Here is a 20,209-nt window from a genome sequence, read left to right as displayed (position 1 = left end):
CTTTGGTCAAGTATAAAAACCCCATTGACAGCATACATGAAAATCTTTTGTTTACGAAAGATGGTGAGTGCTGGGCGTATTATAGCTTTTCTCCAAAAAACATTCATGCAGGTAACGAAGATAAACTCAATCAGTATAAGCGCAGTTTTGAAATGTTACTGGTGCGATTGGCAAAATACAAAGATTTACATTTATCTATGTTGCCGGTGGAAATGAATTTACAAGAACGTTTTGATGTTTTAGAACAGGATTATGATCCTGATATGTTAGATGTGGGACACTATTATAATCAACGAGCAATAACGGTTTTACGTGATGAGTTAGGAACAATCACGCAAAGCCGTTTTTATTTAGGGGTAAAAATCAAGAATCCAATTTTTCACACAAAGGATAGCGGATTAAAAGGGATCGCAACCATTATTCGTCAGATTAACAGACGGGTCATGAAGGCACTAGGAATCGGCATGATGACCAGTGAAGAGAAAGACGCCTTCGAGGAAAAGGAAAGTGACGTAAGAGACTTATTTTATGGTATAGCTATTAATCCCTTAGAAGAAAAAGAGCTACGGTATATTTGCCGGTATAACTTCATTAGAGGGCTTCCTCATGACTACCTAACAGAAAGTAATAAGACGAAAGAAAACATTTCAGACACCTTATTAGACACTGCTAGACAACCTAGATATATCCGTATTGAGGGGGAATATGGGGAAAGTTATTGTTCCTTTATTCCCATTGAAAAAACGAAAAAAGATATTGCCAACATGGATATCTTTAGAACGGCACAGGATTTCCCTTTTCCAGTAGAAGTCCAAATGAAACTAAAAGTCTATCGTAAAAGTGACGTACAGCGAAAAGTTTCCATGACAGGAAAGCGGTTCTCAGAAACAGACGGAGAGCTTTCTGAACGTGACGAACAAGACGAAGAACTAATCACAGGGAAAAGCGATTTGAACCAGCTGAGAAATGAACTAAGCAACAAAAACACGCCATTTTTCAATTGGGTGGCTTGTTATGTGGTTACAGGGGATACAAAAGACATTTGCGCTGAACGAGCCAAAGAAGTGAAGCTTAGTTTAGAACAGGAGTACCACATTATTGGCACGCAACCAATCGCCGATCAATTGGATTTGTTTTACTTGTATTTACAAGGGGCAGATTTTAATACCATGACGGAAAACTGGATTCAAAGTACCTTACCAGTGGCCATCGCCGAGTTACAATTTGGCATTTCTCAACGGTTAGGTACGTCGATCGGTCAGTATATTGGTCGAATTACCAATGGTATTTATCCTGATTTAATGAGTGCCATTCAAGGAAGCCGTTTTATTGTGTTGAATCATTTTTTTCTTGCCAATGAAGGAATTGCAGGATCACTTACTGATAGCCCTCATACCTTGATTTCAGGGCAAACAGGGAAAGGTAAATCTTTCTTGATGAAAATTATCTTCAACTATCTGTCTTTTTTACAGGGAAAAGTCTTAATGATTGACCCTAAAACGGAGGTCAAAAAATGGTACCAAGAAGTCTTACAAGACGAAGAAATTAGAAACAACTATCCAATGTTTGTCAAACTTATGGAGAATATTCATTATGTGACGTTAGACGCTGACAAGTCAGAAAACCAAGGGGTCTTAGACCCTTTGACTTTCTTAGAGGGATCGAAGGCAAAAGATACTATTTTATCTATGTTAAAACAAGTATTTACTATTTCGGAAATACGGATTGAAAATGAAATCATGCGCATTTTAGATGATCTTATGTTGGAACGCTCAGATGGTAAAAAAGTAGGCTTAAAAATGTTATTGGAGCGTTTGGAAGCTTCTGAAGATGAAGATTTTTCAGAGTTTGGAGAATTTATGCGTCGCAGAGTAGACGGTTCAATCTTAGAGTTGGCTTTTTCTAATGGAAAAACAAAAGGGCTAGATGTATCAAACAAGGTTACGGTGCTACAAATTGAAGGATTACAGTTGCCTGACCAAGAGTTAGCCAGAGAAGATATGACGGATCAAGACAAAATGTGTTTAAGCTTAATGATTCCGTTAGCGAAGTTTTGTCAAACCTTTGGTATGGCAGATAAGAATGAGAAAACCACGATTTTCTTTGATGAAGCATGGACGATTACCAAGTCTCATGGGGGAAATCGACTTGTAAAAGAATTGTTAAATGTCGGACGTTCTTATAGTAATCAATTGTTCTTGGTTACGCCAAGCGTTGGTGACGTTAATCAAGCCATTAGTAACTTTGGTATGATGTATTGTTTTGATGAACCACAAGAACGAGAAAAAGTCCTTGAATTTGTGGGATTAGAAGATACTGAATACAACAGAGAATTAATGGGGGCTATGCAAAAAGGACAATGTTTCTACAAAGATATGTATGGCTCGGTAGGTCAGTTAAGTATTGATTGTCCTTTTGATGAATGGACGAAAGCCTTTAAGACCGTTGAACAGAGTCATTCGGCAGAAATGGAAAGAAGCTTTGCGTCTTAATTGGAAAGGAGAGGGCGAGTATCCAGAAAAAAATTGAATTTAAACGAACCTTTCTTGTGATTTTTCTTTCCGTCTTGTTTGCCACACTCTTAAATTTTGGAACAAGTAACATCACCCTTGCAGAAAAAGATCAAATTGGTTTTGAAGTAGGGAAAACGTGGGGACAGAATCAAATAGAACTAGAAAAAAGTTATAAGAAAGCTGAATCCACTAAGAAAAAATCAGTGAGTAAGGGAGGCGTGGAATTAAAAATCAAGCAATTTCCCATGTCTCATTATGAAGCTGTCGCCAACACTGGTAGTATCGCTCCTTATAACGGTAGTTTGTTGGCAGGGGCTAACGGTATTTTTTCTTTGAATAAATTTATCGTCAATGGCTTTGATACAGGTATTGAAATATTACAGGGGACGGACTTTTTAAGTAGTCAAATTAACACAGTAGGCAGATACACCAAGCAAATATGGAAGGCATTAGTAGATAATTTACTGGCTACAGTCTTTTCAATCTTTGTATTATTTTTCATAGTGACTGTATTTTTCAAGTTAGATGTGATCGGTGGGATTAAAATGTTGTCTACCTTTGTGGCAATCTTTGTCATGGGTAGTTTGCTTTTAAATTTCAGTGTACCGATTTTCTCAATGGTAAATGATACCAGCGTTGCTTTTGAACAAACGATATTATCCGCTGGCACGTCTCTTGTGGGACAAGTTGAATTGGGAAAAGGAGAATCCACCAAAGATACCACTGCTAGTATTATGCGGAACACTATTTTTGATGTAGGGGTCTATCGCCCTTATTTGTTAATGAACTATGGGACGACAAACATTAATGAAATTGAAGATGGCGAGAAAAAAGTAGATGAATTACTCAGTTACAATCAGACTGCAAAAGGAATCGGAAAGAAGAAAAAAGCCGTCATAGAAGAAGCGAAGGAAAATGCTTTTATGGATAAGGACGGTATCGGGATTTACCCAAAAATTGGATATGCCATATTTGCTTTGGTTTGTACGTTAGGGGTAGGGATTCCGCTACTGGCTATATCCTCTATCAGCTTATTGTCTCAGTTAATGGTGGTGATCCTATTCTTCATACTGGTGGTGAGTTTCTTTGTCAGTCTCATACCGAAGTTCCAAGACAGTTGGTTTAAACCTTTAACAGGTCTCATAGGTGCCATTTTTGCAAAAGGCTTAGCAGCCTTTTTTATTATGCTTGTTTATGTGGTGATTACCACCATTAATAACGCCATACCGCCAACTAGTGTTGGGAAGTATGCCAGTAATGTGGTTTTACAAATTCTTGTCTTAAATTGGCTCATGAAAAACCGTGGCATGGTGATTTCTATGTTGGTGAATCGTCAGCCAATGGGTATGGCAAATGTCATTACAGGTCAAAATGTGCAACAAAAAGCTCAACGAGCAGGTAGAGGCATTGTGCGAGATACCTTAATGATGAAACGGCTGTTAGGTGGGAATAAAAATCCTTATCCAGTAGGTGTACCTGATAGCAAGAAAAAGCCAAATGGCACAAATGAAAAAATTCCTACCAACAAGAAACCTTCAGGAAACCGAAACCCTAGCGGGGGGGTTGTGCCAACAAACAAACAAGCACCAAATAGTCAACAAAGACCACCATTGGAAACCAGTTATGAAACGCCTAAACAATTAGAAGCCACCAAGAAGACGCCAAATCAGACAACTTATCCGCAAACTTTGGTTATGCCTTCCAATGCGAGAGGTGGCGGAGAGGAACAAACACCCGAGGCTAACAAAGCCAATCCGCCACGAGTGGTTTATGTCCCACCTTCACCAGCTAGAGGAGGAATCGACAGTGGAGAGGGTCAAGAAGAGCAACAAAATCACCCAGTCACTAAAAATAGACCAGCAAGTAATCGTGTGACTTCTAGTGCTAGGAAATAGCGAGGTGTTGCCATGAATAAAAAAGCAGGTTCTTTAAAGTGGATAGTGGGCTTATTGACTGTTATTGGTTTGATGTTTTCACTGATACTTGGTGGCGGATCAGCCACAAACCAATGTGACAGTGAAAACAGTCAAAATGCCGACACAAGTATTCAAGTGGATAGTAAAAGCAAAGAAGAAAACGCCAAAGTCATTTATGACTATGTGGGGTCTCATATTGAAGGGGCTACACCGCAGGGGCTAGTAGGCATGATTGCTAATTTTGAGCAGGAATCACAATTAAATCCAGCTGCAATAGAGCGCCCTAATGATCCCCTTAGTGGTCATGGCTTGGCACAATGGACGGCAGGACGCACAACGAATCTTAAAAACTTTGCCAGTGAAAAAGGCAAAGAGTGGTCAGACCTGGGATTACAGTTGGAATTTCTTCTCCATGAATTAAACGGTTCTGAAAAGGGCGCTGTTAGTGCCTTAAAAGTGGATAGTGTAGAAGAAGCCACAGAACAATGGCAAATAAAGTTTGAACGAGCAGGAATCCCCGCAATGGGGAATCGTTTAACTTTTGCCAATAAATGGTATGCCAAGTTAGGTAGTAGCGATCCCGCTGCTAGTAACGCCTTACTGACAGCAAGTGGTGGGGAAGCTATTTCAAGCACATTAGAGTGTGGGTCAAGTGTAGGTGGGGCAGACGGCGATATTGTGGCAAGTGCCAGAAAATATATTGGTTGGTTCCATTACCCTAACCCAATCGCTCATAACTTAGCCATGATTGGTGGTGATCCACGAAATCCCGATAAGGAAGGGCGCACCGATTGTTCAGGTTTTGTGTGGCTGGCTTTAGAAAATGCCGACTACAAAGTGCCACCAAATATGGGGTGGTTTACTGGTTCAATGACAGCAGACGCCAGAGGAAGTCACCAGTGGTTAAATGAAGTATCTGAAGGGGAAGCCGACGCAGGGGACATAGTAATTGTGAACCAAGGAGGCGGTGCAGGTGCCAATGGCCATACAGCCGTTCTTGCCGAAAAATTGCGAGGAAAAGACACCAAAATTATTCAAATGGGAGGCAACGGCAACATTACCAATGAAGACACCTTCAATAATTCATTTTTAAGTTTATTGAATGGTGGAGATATTTGTTTTGCCAGACCCATTAAAAAGTAGACCCATCAGAAGGGAGTCATTATGGCAGTTGTAAAAAAAATATTGATGGTGATACTGATTGGACTTTTAGGTGGGTCTGTTTATTTTAATATTCAAGCCCACCAGGAAATCCAATCAAAGGAAACCACCATTTTAAAACAGAAAAAAGCCACAAAAAAAAATCTTCAATCATTGGCGACAGTGAAGGAAGAACTCATTCAAACACAATCAAAGGTTGAAGAAAAAGAGGTGGCGATCAACAATGGCGATCCCTATGCAGAAGTGAATAAAAGCTATCAAGATGTGACAAAAAATGTCTTTGATATCTTGTATAACTTTACACCAGAGAACTTCAAAGATCGTCAGGCAGAAGCGAAGAAGTATTTATCTAGTGACGTGTACGACAGTTTCTTTAATACCAATAGCCAATACGGCGATTCAAATACTGTCACGTCAGAGTTGTTAGATTTAACTATTTACAATCAATCAGTACAGGGAACCACTTTAAATGGCTTAGTGGTCCTAGTCTTTCAAAGTAATGTCGAAGGGGCAGAACCAATCAAAAATAGAGCCATTTATCAAGTTTCTTATGATACAAACGAAAATGTGTTGACCGCTATGAATATGGTAACGACAGGTTTGTCTGGTGATTTGCTTGAATAAGAGAAGAAGAGCTGCCGTTGTATGGTGTAGTCTGTTTTTGGTTTTCGTGTCTATGGTGTGTCTCGCCATGAATGGCGAACGTATCTCAAACCAGATGGAGACACCGCAAGTTATTTCGCCGAAAGTAGCCGAAAAGCAGATTCTATTTTTCTATCGACCAGATTGTGGCGATTGCCAAAAGGTATTACCAATGATTACACGTCATAGCTTATTTAATAGAAATGTGACGTATATCAATATGAATATCAAGCAGAATAGAAAGTATATTCAGACTTATCATTTAACACAGGTACCAACTTTCATTAATGGAGATAACCGTTATGAAGGAATTAATAAAGACCAAATAAAAAATATATTATCGGAGGAATCACCATGAAAAAAATTATCTTAGGCACATTGTTTTCAGCAACCCTTTTAGTTGGCGGAAGCCAAGGCGTAGTTTTTGCCGAGGAAGTGGCACCAGTAACAGGTGGCGAACAAACACCAGTCACGACTCAGCCAGTGGCAGTAGCCGAAACGCCAGTAGCTATTCAAGCGTATGTCTTACCCATTCAACCAGTGACAACGCATACTGCTGTAACCACTTATGATGACGTGGTAGACCCAACGACGCCACCGGAAAGTGGCGGAGAAACTGGGGGAGGAGAAACACCAACTGACCCAACCACACCACCAGAAGGAGGTGGCGAGACAGGGGGAGGAGAAACGCCAACTGACCCAACCACGCCACCAGAAGGAGGTGGTGAGACAGGGGGAGGAGAAACACCAACTGACCCATCTACACCACCAGAAGGAGGTGGTGGAACAGGCGGGGGAGAAACACCAACTGACCCATCTACACCGCCTGAAGGAGGCGGAGAAACTGGCGGTGGTGACAAACCATCAGAAGGAAATGGCGAAGATGGCGATAAGCCAGAAAAACCGAATAAACCAACTGACAATGGCAGTGGCGGAAATAGTGGCACCACGACGCCAACAGACAATGGCAATAATAAGCCAGTCACTACCAATCCAACGCCAACTGCACCGGTGGTAACACAAGGCGGACAAACCATTGTTTCTACTGATAACGGCAATCCGGTTGTACAAAATTCCGATGGCACAACAAAAACAGTGACACCTGAATCTGTCGGAGCAACTAAACAAGCCGATGGTTCATTGGTAGTAAAAGATAGTAATGGCGAGGAAAAAGTTTTGCCAAAAACTGGTAGTGCCAGCAACCAATGGACGGCAATTATGGGTAGTGCCTTCATGACATTATCTGTCATTGGCGTATTTCTAAAAAGAAAATTTAGCCTTTAATTTTGAATAAGTAACGGAATAAAAATGTCACTGGTGAAGTTTACTGGTGGCATTTTTATATTGAAAAAAGCCAATAAAGAACATGGCGAAACCGAAAAAAACCATGGTTTTTTTCGGCAAACGCCATGGCGTAAATACTAGAAAGCTAAATTAACAACGATAAATACAAGCCATTACGCCAAAAAAGCCAATGGCTTTTTATGGCTTTAAGCCATAAAAAAACAGATAAATAAAGAAGGTGAAATATTGGCTGATGTAAGACTTTCCGATTTTGCCAAAAAAATGGACATGACTTCGCCTGAATTAAGAAAACTGTTAACAGAAGAAGAAAGCTCAGTGGCAATTATAAAAAAGAAGAATAGGCTCTTTCTTACTGATGAAGGACAAAATTTAATTATGGAACGAACAGGAAAGGAAATTGTCCCAGTAGAAAAGGAAGCCAACACGTCAGAAAAAGAAGATGATCTAATAAAAACTATTCAAGATACTATCAAAGAAAAGGACAATCAGATTGAGAGGCTACAAACCTTATTAAATCAACAACAACAGTTGAATGCCAAAGACAAAGAATTATTCGCTGAGTTGAGGAAACAACCATTAATTGAAGATACTAATAGCCAAGATGAAATTGATTCTTTAGAAAAAAAGGTTCAGGAGCAACAAATTTACATTGAACAACTGGAAAAGAAAAATCAAGCACTAGAAGAAATGAACCAAGAATGGTCAGATCAGTACGACAAATTAGAATATACCTATCTAATGAGTCAAGAAAAAAAGAAGAAACGCTTTGGCAAAAAGAACAAAAATTAAATAGCCTTCGGTGTTGCCGAAAGGCGAAAATGGTTCTTTTTTTTTCTCTTTTCTTAGGGGGTCAAACAGGGGGTCAGATAGGGGGTCACCGGTGCCCCCCTACCACTGCCAAAAAACGGCAGTCTTACAACATTTTCTAATATCCTCCGACCGAGACCCCAATCAAACAACGTAAACTTATTTTTAATTGGGGTCTCGGTCGGAGGATAAAGAAAAAGTAAGTAAGTAGAGTAAGTAATAAATAACATAATAATAGAGGGAGGAGGAGAGAGAGAAGAAGAAAAGAGAAAAAAAGAAGAAAAGAAAAAAAGCAACAACCCCCTGAATCCCCCACCAAACCTTGGGGGACTGAAAGTCAAAAGCAAAGTCAAAACCGCCCCCTTTAAAAAGCGGGCACGTAAATTCTTGTAGTAACTAGCATAAACCGCTAGTTACGGTGACAGCTGTAAACAATCAGTTAATTCATGATAGGTTGATGATCTTAATTTGTGTTAAAAAGCAACAACCCCCTGAATCCCCCACCAAACCTTGGGGGGACTGAAGGTCAAAAGCAGAGTCAAAACCGTCCCCTTTAAAAAGCGGACACGTAAATTTTCAAATTGAAGAAGGTGATTAATATTGCAACTAAAGCGTTGAGTAGTAAAAAACAATTGTTACTAAGCATAATAGATCGTTTAGGTGTTATAACAAAAAAACAAATAAGGCATTTTATTAGCTACACTAATAAAAACTTGAATAATGCATTATTTGATTTAGAGAACTTGAAATTGATAAATTCTTATCAGTTTAAAAATGCCAATGTCTATTATATTACCAAAAATGGTAGTCGTTTGGTTGGCTTAATCAATTTCGGGTATGTGAAATCTGAAAGTAAGAATCCTTACTTTCCAACATTGGTCCATGATTTATTGGTAGTTGATTGTGTCATTCAAGAGTTTTCTGACATTCGACAATCTTTAGGGGAAGACGTTCCCCTGAAGGTGATTACTGAAAGAGAATTGTTGGCCAATAAATTTTTATCAATTGATTTTTCCCAACAAACAAAAAAACAAATCCGTCGTATCAAAATGAATGAAACAAGACGGATTCCTGATTTTCTTATTGAGTTTCCAGTAGACGGAGAAATTCTTACTAATGCTTATGAAGTCGAATTAACCAGAAAATCAAAACAGGCATTAATGGCAAAATTGAACTGGTTGAAACAAATGCAAGCACAAGGAAATTACAATCAAATTGTATATTTTTTTGAAGATTACTCTGTAGAAAGTTTTGTTACAACAAGCAGCTATCAACTAAATATGGAAATCATTTGTAAAGAAATTCAGTAGGAGGGAAAAAATGTCATTCAGTGATGAAATCGATCAGATATTTTTTAATTTAGGTAATTCAGTAGATGAACGCTTCAAAGGAAATCGACAGAATGACCCTAAAGGTAAAGACCCCTATTTTGTCATTAAGTTATTCTTATTGATCATGTTTTTAACAGCATTAATCAATATTCCAGTGTTCATTATTAGTGGGGTCTTTTTTGGTGTTTTTTTCTTTTTAAAGAAAAAAACACTTACTTACATGCTGTCTTTTATCAGCTTTATTGGTTTTGTCGCAACAATTGTTACATGGGGCTATCGAGACTTTCTCCAATTTTTCGCTATTTGGCGAAAAATGTTGCCAAAGGTAGTAGGCTTTGCGGAAGCTCATATTCAAAAGGGGGTTCCTTTTGAAGTCAATCGCCATACAATTGTTATGACGATTTTACTAGGTATTACTTACGCAGGAATTAGTTACTATATGTTTAATCGTCTCAAAATCAATTGGTTTACCTATGAAAAAGAAGAAAAGACACAACATTATTTAGATAGTGATAAATATAAGAGAATTGAGCGAAATAAAGCTGATATTCTAAGAAATGTACAACAGGAATACCGACAAAATAATATACAATCAAGTCTCTATCAAAACGTATTATTAGGCATTAATATATATGCCGATCCAGTGAAATTTCCTTTGAGTAATTTATTTACTCATACGTTGGTTCAAGGAACCACAGGGACAGGTAAAACCTACATGATGTATAACCTAATGGAAGAAGCCTTAATGGAAGGGCTGGGCGCTTTATTTGTCGATGGTAAAGGTGATCCTAAAACGGTGAAAGAGATTCGGAAACTGGCTGACAGATACGGAAAAAGACTGTACGTCTTTTCTGATAAGGCTAGTGATTCGCCAGATGGTCAATTATGGAACTACAATCCAGTTATGTATGGAAAACCTACAGCCATTACCGAAAGACTAATGGCTGTAATGGATTGGAGCGAGTCTTTCTATGAAAATGAAAGTAAAAATATGTTGCAACAAATCATTTTATTTTTGCATGAGTATATTGAAATAGAAAAGGCCCATGAACGCAGGGACGTTCAAGGAGAACCATTAGCTATGAATTTGGAGACCATTCATCGATTTTTAGATTTACCGGAACTAGCTAACTATTTATTTATAGAACAATCAGAAGATATTATCATTCGAAACTATAAAGTATCTGCAACTAGTGAAACAGATAGCACAACAAAAAAATCTGTTACTCCTGATCCAACACTTAAAAGAAATACGGTATATCAAAAATATATCCGTATGTTTTTCTATCGTGATGATCTAGACCCAGAATTTATCGAGGAATTGAAGGAAGAACGTTCTTCCCAAGCGAAACTGATTAAAGGATTGCGGACGCAGCTAGAACAATTAATTTACTCTGATTTAGGAGAACGTTTCACTTACAAAGAAAATTACACTATTGATATTGAAAAAATTATCAAAGATGGTGACGTAATTGTATTCTCCTTAGATAGTAATAACTACAATACTTTTATTCCTGTCATTGGACGGTTTATTGTAGCTGATAGCGCCTATGTCACAACGACGCTTTATGGAAATACTGATAGCTTTAAAGGTGTATTAGGTATATTTGATGAATTTGGTTCGTATGGGAATGACAATATATTAGATATATTGTCAAAAGCTAGAAGTGCGAAATTTGGAGCAGTTTTGGGGATTCAGTCAATTAGTGATTTAGCCAATAAACGTAGAAATATAGACATAAAGGAACAAACCATTGATAACTGTAACCTCTTTATTTTAGGGAGAACCAACAGTCCTAAAAATACCGAAGAAATTGTCGGTTTAATCGGCACATATAAAGATATTGACAGAACGGTAATAACCGAAAATCAATTAGGCAGTTTGACACGCTTTGAGACAAAAGGTGAACGTGGGACCGTCAGAAAGGTAAACAAATTTAACTTCAGTCCTGACGAAATTAAATATTTACCGAATTATCAATTTTACTATGTAAATAAAAACCTGACTGAAAATAATAAAGGGAAGGTTTTTGCCAGGAATGTTTTTGAAGATTTGTAAATGAAATGACAGATATGAAAAAAGGAGCACTACTCATGGATAAAGTAATCGCAGAACTACAAAAAAAATTGGAAAGTCGAGAGCTTGATCATTTTTACGCTGATAGTTGGGAACAGGCAGTAAAAATTTCTGAAGATATTGAGAAAATACAAGCTGAATTGAAGTCGTTGAAAGATATGGAAAATGGACAACGGTCAATGTAGTGTTTCTTGTTAAGAATTACTATAGTATAATTGCAACGAAGGAGAATTTAAATGAGCTATTTAACTTCAATTCTAAGATATATCTCTAGACAGGAACGAGACCAGCGTGCATATGAAAAATATTCTATTGAACATGACTACTTTAAAGATAAATCACGAGAAGAATTGGAATATTTTTACATTGAAGCTAAGGTTGAATACGAATATGCAAAAAATAGATTCAATTTATTTGGTTTAACTCTTTGTATTTTAATAATAGGAAGCATATGGGGAAAATTTTCTAATTTGATTCAACAGTTGATTGAATATATGCTTAATAGTGTAGGGATTCTGGCAAATCAAATGAAAGTTACTTTTTATATTTGTATTATAGTTATGGTTGTCATAACTATATTCTTACTAATGTTACTAATAGTCTTTATGAGATCAATTAAAATAAAAAACAAGAAACTACTTATCATAAAAGTAGTATTAGAAGAACAAGGGTGGCATATCGAAGATACATGACAACTAAAGAATTTTTGGCGAAATTATCACCAATTTCAATATATGGAATTGTTACGATATTTTACTTGTATAATTTGAACAAGCTAAATATATTATTAACGAGTGAGATGAAAAATGAAACAGCTATAGATATACTTATATATAATAATTATCAGCCGTGTAAGTATTTTGGCGTGATGGTTGCATTAACAATTATAGGAGGCATTTTTGTAGCTTGGAGTTTTTTAAGAATAAAAAATGGAATATATGGTGATTCATCAATATTAGTCTTTCTCATTAATATAGTAGTTGCTGCTGTTTTCGTCATACTTTTAATAAAATTTATTACGATCCCCATATTAAGAGCGGTAGCCACTGTTGTTGCATTAGGTTTGGGTGCATTATATATATGGGCTAATGATTAATTATTATCTTTTTTGTTGCCACCACACGCCGACCGCCACCACTGTTTAGGTGGCAACAAAAAAGCTGGCAAAGCCAGTAGTGGAAACATTTTGACTCGATTTTTTTCTCAAATGTGGTATAATGAAATAGAAAAGAGACGTTGCTTCAACAACGTCCCTTTAGACAGCACCGTTAAAGACGGTAGTAGGTTAATAACTAAAAAAGTAGTCGTCCCTTGCTAAAGTTGACGGCTATTTTTTGTCTTTATAATTCAGAATTGCAATAATGGTTGTGATTAAGGTAAGCGTAAAGCCACCAAAAGCAATCATTAGTTGCAAACTATCTGAAATAGGCAAAAGGTTTCTCCTTTCTTTAGATTTAGTGGATACATTCATATGCACCACCTCACTTTCGATTGGATAAACCACCGTCATTAAACTTTACTGTCATGAATATTATACCATATAAAACCAGTTAGAACCTTATTGATTAAGGCTTTTGACTGGTTTTTTTGTATATAAAATACGAATTTCTTCCTTCGCTCCAACCGCCACCGCCGCTACGTCAGAAACATTTTATGTAGTGGTTTAACAAAACATTAGGTCAAAAGATAAAGTAAAAAGCTAGTTCAAGGTCAAGACCCAAATTTCAACCCGATTTTCCTTCACTTCATTTTTACTTGAAAACGTATGGATCATTCGTATTGGGCGCTGTCACCCACGGCGAAGCCAACTTCTACACGAAAATAACCTGAAATAAAAGGGGCGTAAATAAATTGAAAATCACAATTTTTTTACTACAGCACTCCCTTTAATTTCAGAACATTTTAGTGTTTAACGAAGTCACGCCGAAGATGACAGCAATACGAAATGACCCATACAACATATTTTCAGTTGTAAATATTCTGAACTTTGAAAAATTGAAATTTAAAATCAAAATCTTTTCCGCCTTCAGAATCTTACAAACGAAATGGGTTTTCAAAAAAATTTATTTTAAGAAGGAGAATTTTATTATGGAAACAAACGCTAAAGAGGTTAAACGTTATTTGAAATCAAGGGGGATTGATACCAAAAACGTGCGGTGTCGCGTAGAACATTTTGGCTATGGCAGTATGTCAATCAACGTCACTTTAAAAGATATTACACTAGATATTTTCAAAATTAATGAATTGTTGCAAAAGGAATACAGTGACATACGATATGACGAACATGTACAGGGGGAAATTTTAGAAGGCTGTAACACTTATGTTTATTGCAATTTTGATGATGAGGTTATCTTTGCAGAAAGAAAAAAGCAACGTCCCAAAGCAGAAAAAATTTATGCTGAATTAGAAAAGGAAGACTCTTATAACGGACAAACGTTCTTTGAAAATGAAGAAATTGAAGCTATTGCATTTTTTAAAGATAATCGTATCCATTTGAGAAATAAACATGGTAACACAGCACCGAAGCCACCTAGATTATTGTATAGTCCGTCAGATATAGAAAAATTACTTGTCTTTCTTGAAAACGGTCATGTAAGTAGTTGTTACTAGGAAAGGAGAGTTAACCATGAGTAGACCTTTAACAGTCATTATCAAGCAACAAGCAGAAGACGAACACCAAAAAATTAGTAGCGCAATCATTCAAAATGATTGCGACTACTTAAAAAATAAATATGGCTCAAAGGAAAAAGCAGAAAGCCGGCTACAAAAATTAGAGGAGTTCTTGAATTATAGGAAATGAGGTGATTATTTTGAGTGAAACTGTACAAGAAATGACCGTCTATCAATTGAAATCAGTTTTTCAGTATAAAGGTGTAGCTTTTCCCGATGTTAAGGAAGTCGTTACCTTAGACTTGTTAGAAGAAGACAATACGTTACAAATTTTAGTGAATTATGAAGGGAAAAACGTATTTCTAGTTATTGGAAAAGAGAGCTTGCAAAAAATGGTTGACCTTGCTAGTGGTAAAGAACATTTCGGACATTGTGAAAATTGTCAAAAAATTCTCTATGAAATGCCCGAACAGTACGGCGTAGGTTACTTATGCCACAGTTGTGCCTATCAAGAAATAAACTATAAATAATGGAATCCATAGCAACACCCACAAAATAAAATTAGAAAAAGAAAGTAGGAAATAAACATGATTAAAGTTACAGGAGTAGGACGATTGACGAAAGATTCAGATTTACGATACACACCAACAGGGAAACCAGTAGCGAGCTTTACGGTGGCTTGCGACCGTTCTTATATTGGTAAAGATGGGAAACGAGAAACAACCTTTGTCCGTTGTATTTTATGGGGCAAAATAGCCGAGTCTTTCGGTCAATACGGGTTAAAGGGAACGCTGATTAGTTTTGATGGCGAGCTAAGCAGTCGACAATATGATGACCAACAAGGCATAACTAAATATATAACAGAGGTGATTGTTGACAATTTTGAATACCTAGAAACAAAAGCCATGTCAGAAAATCGAAAAAATAATCATGCTAATCAAAATAACCAACAGCCACAGAACAATCAAAACCAAGGGACTAACCAAAATCAAGCAACAAATAATAACTTCCCAAGTGATGCTGATTTACCACATTAAAAAGGTAGGCAAAGGGGACTAGTCCCCTTTGCCTTCAATATAAAATCAAAACAAAGGAGCGAACAAACATGAAGCAACAAGGAGCAAATACTGTTAAGGCGTTGTTAGAAGCCTTAGAAGATTACCCTAAAGATTGTATGATTGCTTTATTTGATGAATTACAGGGCTTTTTAGGGATTGGTTTTAAATTAGAACCAGTCACCATAGATAACTGTCAAACAAAGCAAATCGTTTTAAAACAGCGAGAAAATAACCAACTTTATGACGTACAAGCGTTTATTGGTTATCTCAATAAATTTCCTTTAGAAGCTCAAATACTTATGAGGAATCAACAAGGGGAGCCGTCACCTATATATGTTTGCGTCGATGGCGAAAAAAGTTCCAAAACAAAATGGCTTGTGACCTGCACCCAAGAAGATTATGACCGCTTTTTTAATACGGAAACAGATAATCAAAAAGAAAAAGCTTTAGCATTGTTAAAAGAAAAAGATTTAAAGTCAGACAATCCAACAATATCAATGATTTATCAATATATTTCTGAACAAAACAATATCATAATTTTTAAACATATTCTCGAAAAAGAGCGGACAATCACTGAAAGTATGCAGTTTTGTATGAATAAAGCAAGTGAAATCAAAACTGATAATTTTGTAATGGTAAGTGACGAGCAAGGCTTTCAATGGATTTTAGACTATTTCACCCTTGAAGAAGTGAAAATCAAGCCCATACAAGCCACCCTTCAAACCAGTAAGCCTAAGAAACAACCCTCAGAAAAACCTAAAAAAGCAAAAAAGGAGGAAGAACAAATTAGTTTGTTCGATATGGCATGAAAATTAATTTAGGACAAGCACCATTGAAAGCACCGCAAAGATTTCATGACTGGTGTTTAAATCAAATACCGATTTACCAATGGCAAAACAAAGAAAAAACTATCTTATCAAGCAATCGTGAGCATGGTTGGTTGATTAAGAAACGTCTGACAAAAAGTAGTCAGTTAAATAAGCCCTTCAAATTTTATTCTTTTGCCATTGTCTTAGTGTCAAAGACAAGAATTGAAATACAATCACATTGCTATTATCAAGTAGTTAAAGATGGTAAAGAACAGCTAGATTATGAGATGGGAAATTTAGAACGTTTCGCCAAAGACCACCACTTGAAAGCCCATGAAATGAAAGATTGTTGGTATGAGGGATTGTTAAATAACTATGGTTATATGAGTAGTGCATATACAAATACGACATTCTATGAGAACGATTGGCAACGCAAATTAAAGGATAACCAAGGCATGAAATATCTTGATTTAGGAAGGATAGATATTTACCAATTAAGACAAAGTTTTAAATATCGCTCAAAAATTGAGTATCTGCAAAAGGTTGGAGCAACAAATATTGCCAGTGATTTAATCAATGAATCAATCACTATTGATAATCGAATCATGACAGACAAATGGCTGAAAAAAAACAAAGTCAAATTAAAAAAGAACCCTTCATGCTTTGGGGAAATAATTATGGGAAATTATTTTGAAGAAAGAAAAAGTCGCCTAGTAAAAGGCTTTGAAAGGTTAATTGATTATAGAGAACTAGCCAAAATACCAAAAGAATTAAAACTGATACGATTTCAAAATTGGTTGATAAAGCAACAAAAAAGCTTCAAATACTACCTCGATTATTTGTCATTAGTAGACGATTTAGAGATACCTAAAGATAGTGAATTAGTGTTAATGCCAAGAAATTTACAAAAGAAGCATGATGAATGTGTAGATACCTTGAACTATTTGAAGGAACAAAAAAGGCTAGAAGAGTTAAAAGAAGAACAAAAGGCACTTGAAAAACGACTAAAAGCAACTAAGCGATACGAGCTAACCCTTGATGATTATAGCTTTATCGTTCCTCATTCTCTAAAAGAAATTATGAACGAAGGAAAATCACTAGGTCATTGTGTTGGTAGTAGCACTTATCTAAAAGCTCATAGCAAAGGGAAATCAACAATTATTTTTATCAGACGAGCAGATAAACCAGAAGAACCTTATTTTACTATGGAATACAGCAATAAACAGATTAAACAAATACAAGGAAAGAGGAATCGAGAAGAAATACCAAAAGAAGTAAGAAGAACAGCTAACAAGTGGCTAGAAAAAGTCAACAAGATTTAAAAGGCGCTGAAAGATCATAATGAAACATTATGGTTTTTCAGCACCCTTTAAAGAAGAAAAAAGTCCTTCCGCTGCGGTGCAGTAGCCCTTGCTTCAAAACGTACATTTTTCAATTGGCGCTTGAAATAAAATCAATTAAATTTTCGGTGGTTTCGTTCCTCTACCATTCAAATTTACCTTTGTTTTTTCGTTCCTCAAAAAGTCGGCACATTGATTGAATTTCATTTTGTGATACCACAAAAACGCACAAATGATTTAAAAAAGTGACTAAAGGAAGGATAGAGGTACTAAGAATTTTTTGATTTCGTGCTACATTTTTACCATTTCCAACGCTTTCTAACTGCAAAACACGCTGAAGCTTTCCCGCAAGCGGGTTCAACGTGTTTTTCGTAAGACGCTTCGATTGATTGCAAGGGCAAGCGTTGTCGTTACACGACCCTTGCAATAAATCTATGGAATGGTAAAAGCTCCGCAACGAAACGCAAAAAATTCAGCTTTTCGACTAATCACTGCATAGCACGAAAATAAAAAATAAGAAAAAAGCGAGGAAAAAGAAATGACTAAAGAAATCGTATGTTTGAAGCAAATAGAAAGAGAGAATGAATCTGTAGAGTTACCAAGAACATTGAGCTCAGTTTCTGTAGGAGTACGGCTCCAATCCTTAATAGGAGATAATACTCAGACTACCCTTGTCATGTTTAATCTGGATAACAAAAATCGAGTGATCAATTATTCAACAGTTTTCGTCGGAGACCTGGTATCTTCACTAGCCTCACCAAGAGAAATTATTCAGCGAGCATTGCTTAGTAATGCCAAAAAGATAATTATAGCCCACAACCACCCTTCTAATGATGGTAACATGAGTGAAAGTGATTTGGAATTTACCAAACGGTTAGTTGAGTGCTGCAACTTATTTAATATAGAAATGCTTGATCACTTCCTTGTAGGTAGTGACAGATACTATTCATATGCAGAAAATTATTTGTCTATTGGTGCTAGTGATATCGACTTTCAAAATAACTATTAAAAAGGAGAAATAAAATGACTAAGACACGTACACAGTACCAAATGGTTAAAGATGAATTGCTAGCTTTTCATAGACCCATAGTACACATGACAAAAAAGGAGTTTGATTTAATTATGACGGCCACAGAAACTGGTAATTGGCAGCCGGTTTATGAAACGAGAATTTATATAAAATACGGCGGTGAATATTGTTCAATACTTCAGGTAATAGACTATTTATTTGATAATTAAGGAGGAGTAAAGATGATTTGTAGATATTGTAATTACACACTAACTTTAACCGGTGACCACTATTATTGCAGCTACTGTAAAATGCCTTTTTCGAAAGAAGAAGGCATTGCAAATAGGAGGGAATTACTACAGATACCAGAGTTGACGAACGATCCTAAATTTTTTGCTTATACCAGCGTGAAAGAACTCATTGACTGCTTAGAAGTAGAATTGTTGAATTATTTGGGATTGGCCCGCAAATTCGAGCGTGAATTGAGGCAAAAGATATATCGAGCTGGGCGGAACAACGCAGATGAAATAGATAAAAAAGATTTAAAGGACGTGCGAACCACGTTAAGAAGAATAGAAAATATCTATATAGAAAGAACAGGCTACTATCCACCGGCAGTTTATCCTGCACGAATACAAATGGAAATTGATAAAATAAAAAAACTCAATAAAAAGCTTAATAACGATTGAATGTGAAAGTGAGAAAAGCATTGCCTATTCGAAAATCGTTTTGTTATTAAGAAAAAAAACGAACGGTAGAAATTCCTGAAGCTGAAAATCATTCGGGTTTTGAACGAAAAAAAGGATCTACTGGAATCAATAATATTCGTGTTTCAAGATAATTCATGTAAAAAAAAGAGATTGGGTAAAATGAGGTGACTTATGGAAAATAAAAATGCAAAAATTATTAAAAAAGTTAAAGGGCTACTAGCAATAGCAAAAGATGAAAAAAATGATGAAGAAAGCCAATCAGCATTTATTCTAGCTCAAAAGTTGATGATACAATATGATCTTGACCGTCAAGAAGTAGAAGAGTCGGATTATTTGAGTGACTTTGACAAGATGAATAAAGAATCCATAACCATTTATAAGCGTCTATACTGGTGGGAAAGGAAGCTAGCGATAATTATTGCTGAAAATTTTAAAGTGAAAAATTATTTAAACAGTAAAACTATTGGGAAACAGAGAAAACGAAAAATAATGTTTTTTGGTTATGGTAGGGACCTAGAATTGGCCAAAGAAATGTATATTTTGGCATATGACGCGATTCTCTTTCATAGCAAAAAGTTTATTAATGATCATTATGAAATTACAGGTTTGAAAAGAACTACTTATATGACAAATAGTATAAAAATCAGTTATATCGATGGTTTTATAAACGGGTTGTCAAAACGTTTTGAGGAACAAGTTTCAGTATTAAGAGAGAAATACGAAATAGTCTCTTTAATTCCTGAAGGAGTTGAAAGAGCGTATACCGAAATGGAGAAAAATTTTGGAGCGGCAGTTTCTTTTTCAGCACCTCAACCAGAAATTGTGGAGGCATACGTGCAGGGTTTTAATGATGGTAAAGATATAGATTTTACTAAAAGTACGCTTGCTGAAGATATAGGAGTCGGTTAACGGAAGATTTTA

23 protein-coding genes are annotated in these 20,209 nt (G+C 36.3%); 22 read left to right on the top strand and 1 reads right to left on the bottom strand.

The window, feature by feature from the left end; translation table 11 throughout:
• Nucleotides 1-2: 2 nt before the first annotated feature.
• From ACVWNY_RS18350 to ACVWNY_RS18295, 12 genes are all read left to right on the top strand, one after another.
• Nucleotides 3-2,492: an ATP-binding protein gene (locus ACVWNY_RS18350; RefSeq protein ID WP_454072395.1), complete on the top strand. Its 2,490-nt coding sequence runs from the start codon at nt 3-5 to the stop codon at nt 2,490-2,492.
• Between the two features lie 56 nt (nt 2,493-2,548).
• Complete coding sequence (locus ACVWNY_RS18345; protein ID WP_461211761.1) at nt 2,549-4,408, top strand: CD3337/EF1877 family mobilome membrane protein; 1,860 nt, start codon at nt 2,549-2,551, stop codon at nt 4,406-4,408.
• A gap of 12 nt (nt 4,409-4,420) precedes the next feature.
• Complete coding sequence (locus ACVWNY_RS18340) at nt 4,421-5,572, top strand: phage tail tip lysozyme (RefSeq protein WP_454072393.1); 1,152 nt, start codon at nt 4,421-4,423, stop codon at nt 5,570-5,572.
• 21 nt (nt 5,573-5,593) lie between these two features.
• Nucleotides 5,594-6,214, top strand: a complete 621-nt coding sequence (locus tag ACVWNY_RS18335) for a hypothetical protein (protein WP_454072392.1) — start codon at nt 5,594-5,596, stop codon at nt 6,212-6,214.
• A 67-nt stretch (nt 6,215-6,281) separates the two neighbouring features.
• Nucleotides 6,282-6,590: a thioredoxin family protein gene (locus tag ACVWNY_RS18330; RefSeq protein WP_454072391.1), complete on the top strand. Its 309-nt coding sequence runs from the start codon at nt 6,282-6,284 to the stop codon at nt 6,588-6,590.
• Nucleotides 6,587-7,516, top strand: coding sequence for an LPXTG cell wall anchor domain-containing protein (locus ACVWNY_RS18325; RefSeq protein ID WP_454072390.1), 930 nt, complete (start codon nt 6,587-6,589; stop codon nt 7,514-7,516). Before ACVWNY_RS18330 ends, ACVWNY_RS18325 begins: the two co-directional genes overlap by 4 nt.
• A 246-nt stretch (nt 7,517-7,762) precedes the next feature.
• Nucleotides 7,763-8,326 (top strand): hypothetical protein, encoded by a 564-nt coding sequence (locus tag ACVWNY_RS18320; RefSeq protein WP_454072389.1) that lies wholly within the window; start codon nt 7,763-7,765, stop codon nt 8,324-8,326.
• A gap of 608 nt (nt 8,327-8,934) precedes the next feature.
• Nucleotides 8,935-9,654, top strand: a complete 720-nt coding sequence (locus ACVWNY_RS18315) for a hypothetical protein (RefSeq protein WP_461211760.1) — start codon at nt 8,935-8,937, stop codon at nt 9,652-9,654.
• Nucleotides 9,655-9,664: 10 nt separating this feature from the next.
• Nucleotides 9,665-11,734 carry a type IV secretory system conjugative DNA transfer family protein gene (locus ACVWNY_RS18310; RefSeq protein WP_454072387.1) on the top strand — a complete coding sequence of 690 codons (2,070 nt, stop codon included), beginning with the start codon at nt 9,665-9,667 and terminating at the stop codon, nt 11,732-11,734.
• Nucleotides 11,735-11,769: 35 nt separating this feature from the next.
• A complete protein-coding gene (locus ACVWNY_RS18305) occupies nt 11,770-11,937 on the top strand; it encodes a hypothetical protein (protein WP_454072386.1) in 168 nt (55 codons plus the stop codon).
• A 51-nt stretch (nt 11,938-11,988) separates the two neighbouring features.
• A complete protein-coding gene (locus tag ACVWNY_RS18300) occupies nt 11,989-12,444 on the top strand; it encodes a hypothetical protein (RefSeq protein ID WP_454072385.1) in 456 nt (151 codons plus the stop codon).
• Nucleotides 12,441-12,848 carry a hypothetical protein gene (locus tag ACVWNY_RS18295; protein WP_454072384.1) on the top strand — a complete coding sequence of 136 codons (408 nt, stop codon included), beginning with the start codon at nt 12,441-12,443 and terminating at the stop codon, nt 12,846-12,848. Before ACVWNY_RS18300 ends, ACVWNY_RS18295 begins: the two co-directional genes overlap by 4 nt.
• A gap of 231 nt (nt 12,849-13,079) precedes the next feature.
• Here the strand turns inward: ACVWNY_RS18295 and ACVWNY_RS18290 are convergent, their stop codons facing one another.
• A complete protein-coding gene (locus ACVWNY_RS18290; protein ID WP_454072383.1) occupies nt 13,080-13,223 on the bottom strand; it encodes a putative holin-like toxin in 144 nt (47 codons plus the stop codon).
• Between the two features lie 617 nt (nt 13,224-13,840).
• Between ACVWNY_RS18290 and ACVWNY_RS18285 the strand changes: the two genes are divergently transcribed.
• From ACVWNY_RS18285 to ACVWNY_RS18240, 10 genes are all read left to right on the top strand, one after another.
• The gene (locus ACVWNY_RS18285; RefSeq protein WP_454072382.1) at nt 13,841-14,362 is read left to right on the top strand and encodes a hypothetical protein; all 522 of its coding nucleotides are present in this window, start codon (nt 13,841-13,843) and stop codon (nt 14,360-14,362) included.
• 16 nt (nt 14,363-14,378) lie between these two features.
• On the top strand, nt 14,379-14,552 hold the full coding sequence (locus ACVWNY_RS18280; protein WP_454072381.1) for a hypothetical protein: 174 nt from the start codon (nt 14,379-14,381) through the stop codon (nt 14,550-14,552).
• Between the two features lie 10 nt (nt 14,553-14,562).
• Complete coding sequence (locus tag ACVWNY_RS18275) at nt 14,563-14,892, top strand: hypothetical protein (RefSeq protein ID WP_454072380.1); 330 nt, start codon at nt 14,563-14,565, stop codon at nt 14,890-14,892.
• A gap of 57 nt (nt 14,893-14,949) precedes the next feature.
• Nucleotides 14,950-15,399: a single-stranded DNA-binding protein gene (locus ACVWNY_RS18270; RefSeq protein ID WP_454072379.1), complete on the top strand. Its 450-nt coding sequence runs from the start codon at nt 14,950-14,952 to the stop codon at nt 15,397-15,399.
• Nucleotides 15,400-15,467: 68 nt separating this feature from the next.
• Nucleotides 15,468-16,229: a Cas9 inhibitor AcrIIA9 family protein gene (locus ACVWNY_RS18265; protein WP_454072378.1), complete on the top strand. Its 762-nt coding sequence runs from the start codon at nt 15,468-15,470 to the stop codon at nt 16,227-16,229.
• Nucleotides 16,226-17,551 carry a PcfJ domain-containing protein gene (locus ACVWNY_RS18260; RefSeq protein ID WP_454072377.1) on the top strand — a complete coding sequence of 442 codons (1,326 nt, stop codon included), beginning with the start codon at nt 16,226-16,228 and terminating at the stop codon, nt 17,549-17,551. The genes ACVWNY_RS18265 and ACVWNY_RS18260 overlap by 4 nt, the downstream gene beginning before the upstream one ends.
• Nucleotides 17,552-18,107: 556 nt before the next feature.
• Entirely contained in the window at nt 18,108-18,578 is a 471-nt protein-coding gene (locus ACVWNY_RS18255; protein WP_454072376.1) for a JAB domain-containing protein, read from the top strand.
• A gap of 14 nt (nt 18,579-18,592) precedes the next feature.
• Entirely contained in the window at nt 18,593-18,808 is a 216-nt protein-coding gene (locus ACVWNY_RS18250) for a hypothetical protein (RefSeq protein ID WP_454072375.1), read from the top strand.
• A 12-nt stretch (nt 18,809-18,820) separates the two neighbouring features.
• Nucleotides 18,821-19,267, top strand: coding sequence for a hypothetical protein (locus tag ACVWNY_RS18245; protein ID WP_454072374.1), 447 nt, complete (start codon nt 18,821-18,823; stop codon nt 19,265-19,267).
• Between the two features lie 192 nt (nt 19,268-19,459).
• Nucleotides 19,460-20,197 carry a DUF2786 domain-containing protein gene (locus tag ACVWNY_RS18240; RefSeq protein ID WP_454072373.1) on the top strand — a complete coding sequence of 246 codons (738 nt, stop codon included), beginning with the start codon at nt 19,460-19,462 and terminating at the stop codon, nt 20,195-20,197.
• Nucleotides 20,198-20,209: the final 12 nt, after the last annotated feature.

It is taken from the genome of Enterococcus sp. JNUCC 77 (assembly GCF_054819945.1).
Note: the sequence above shows the minus strand (reverse complement) of the source record. Positions and strands in the feature narration are given on the sequence as shown.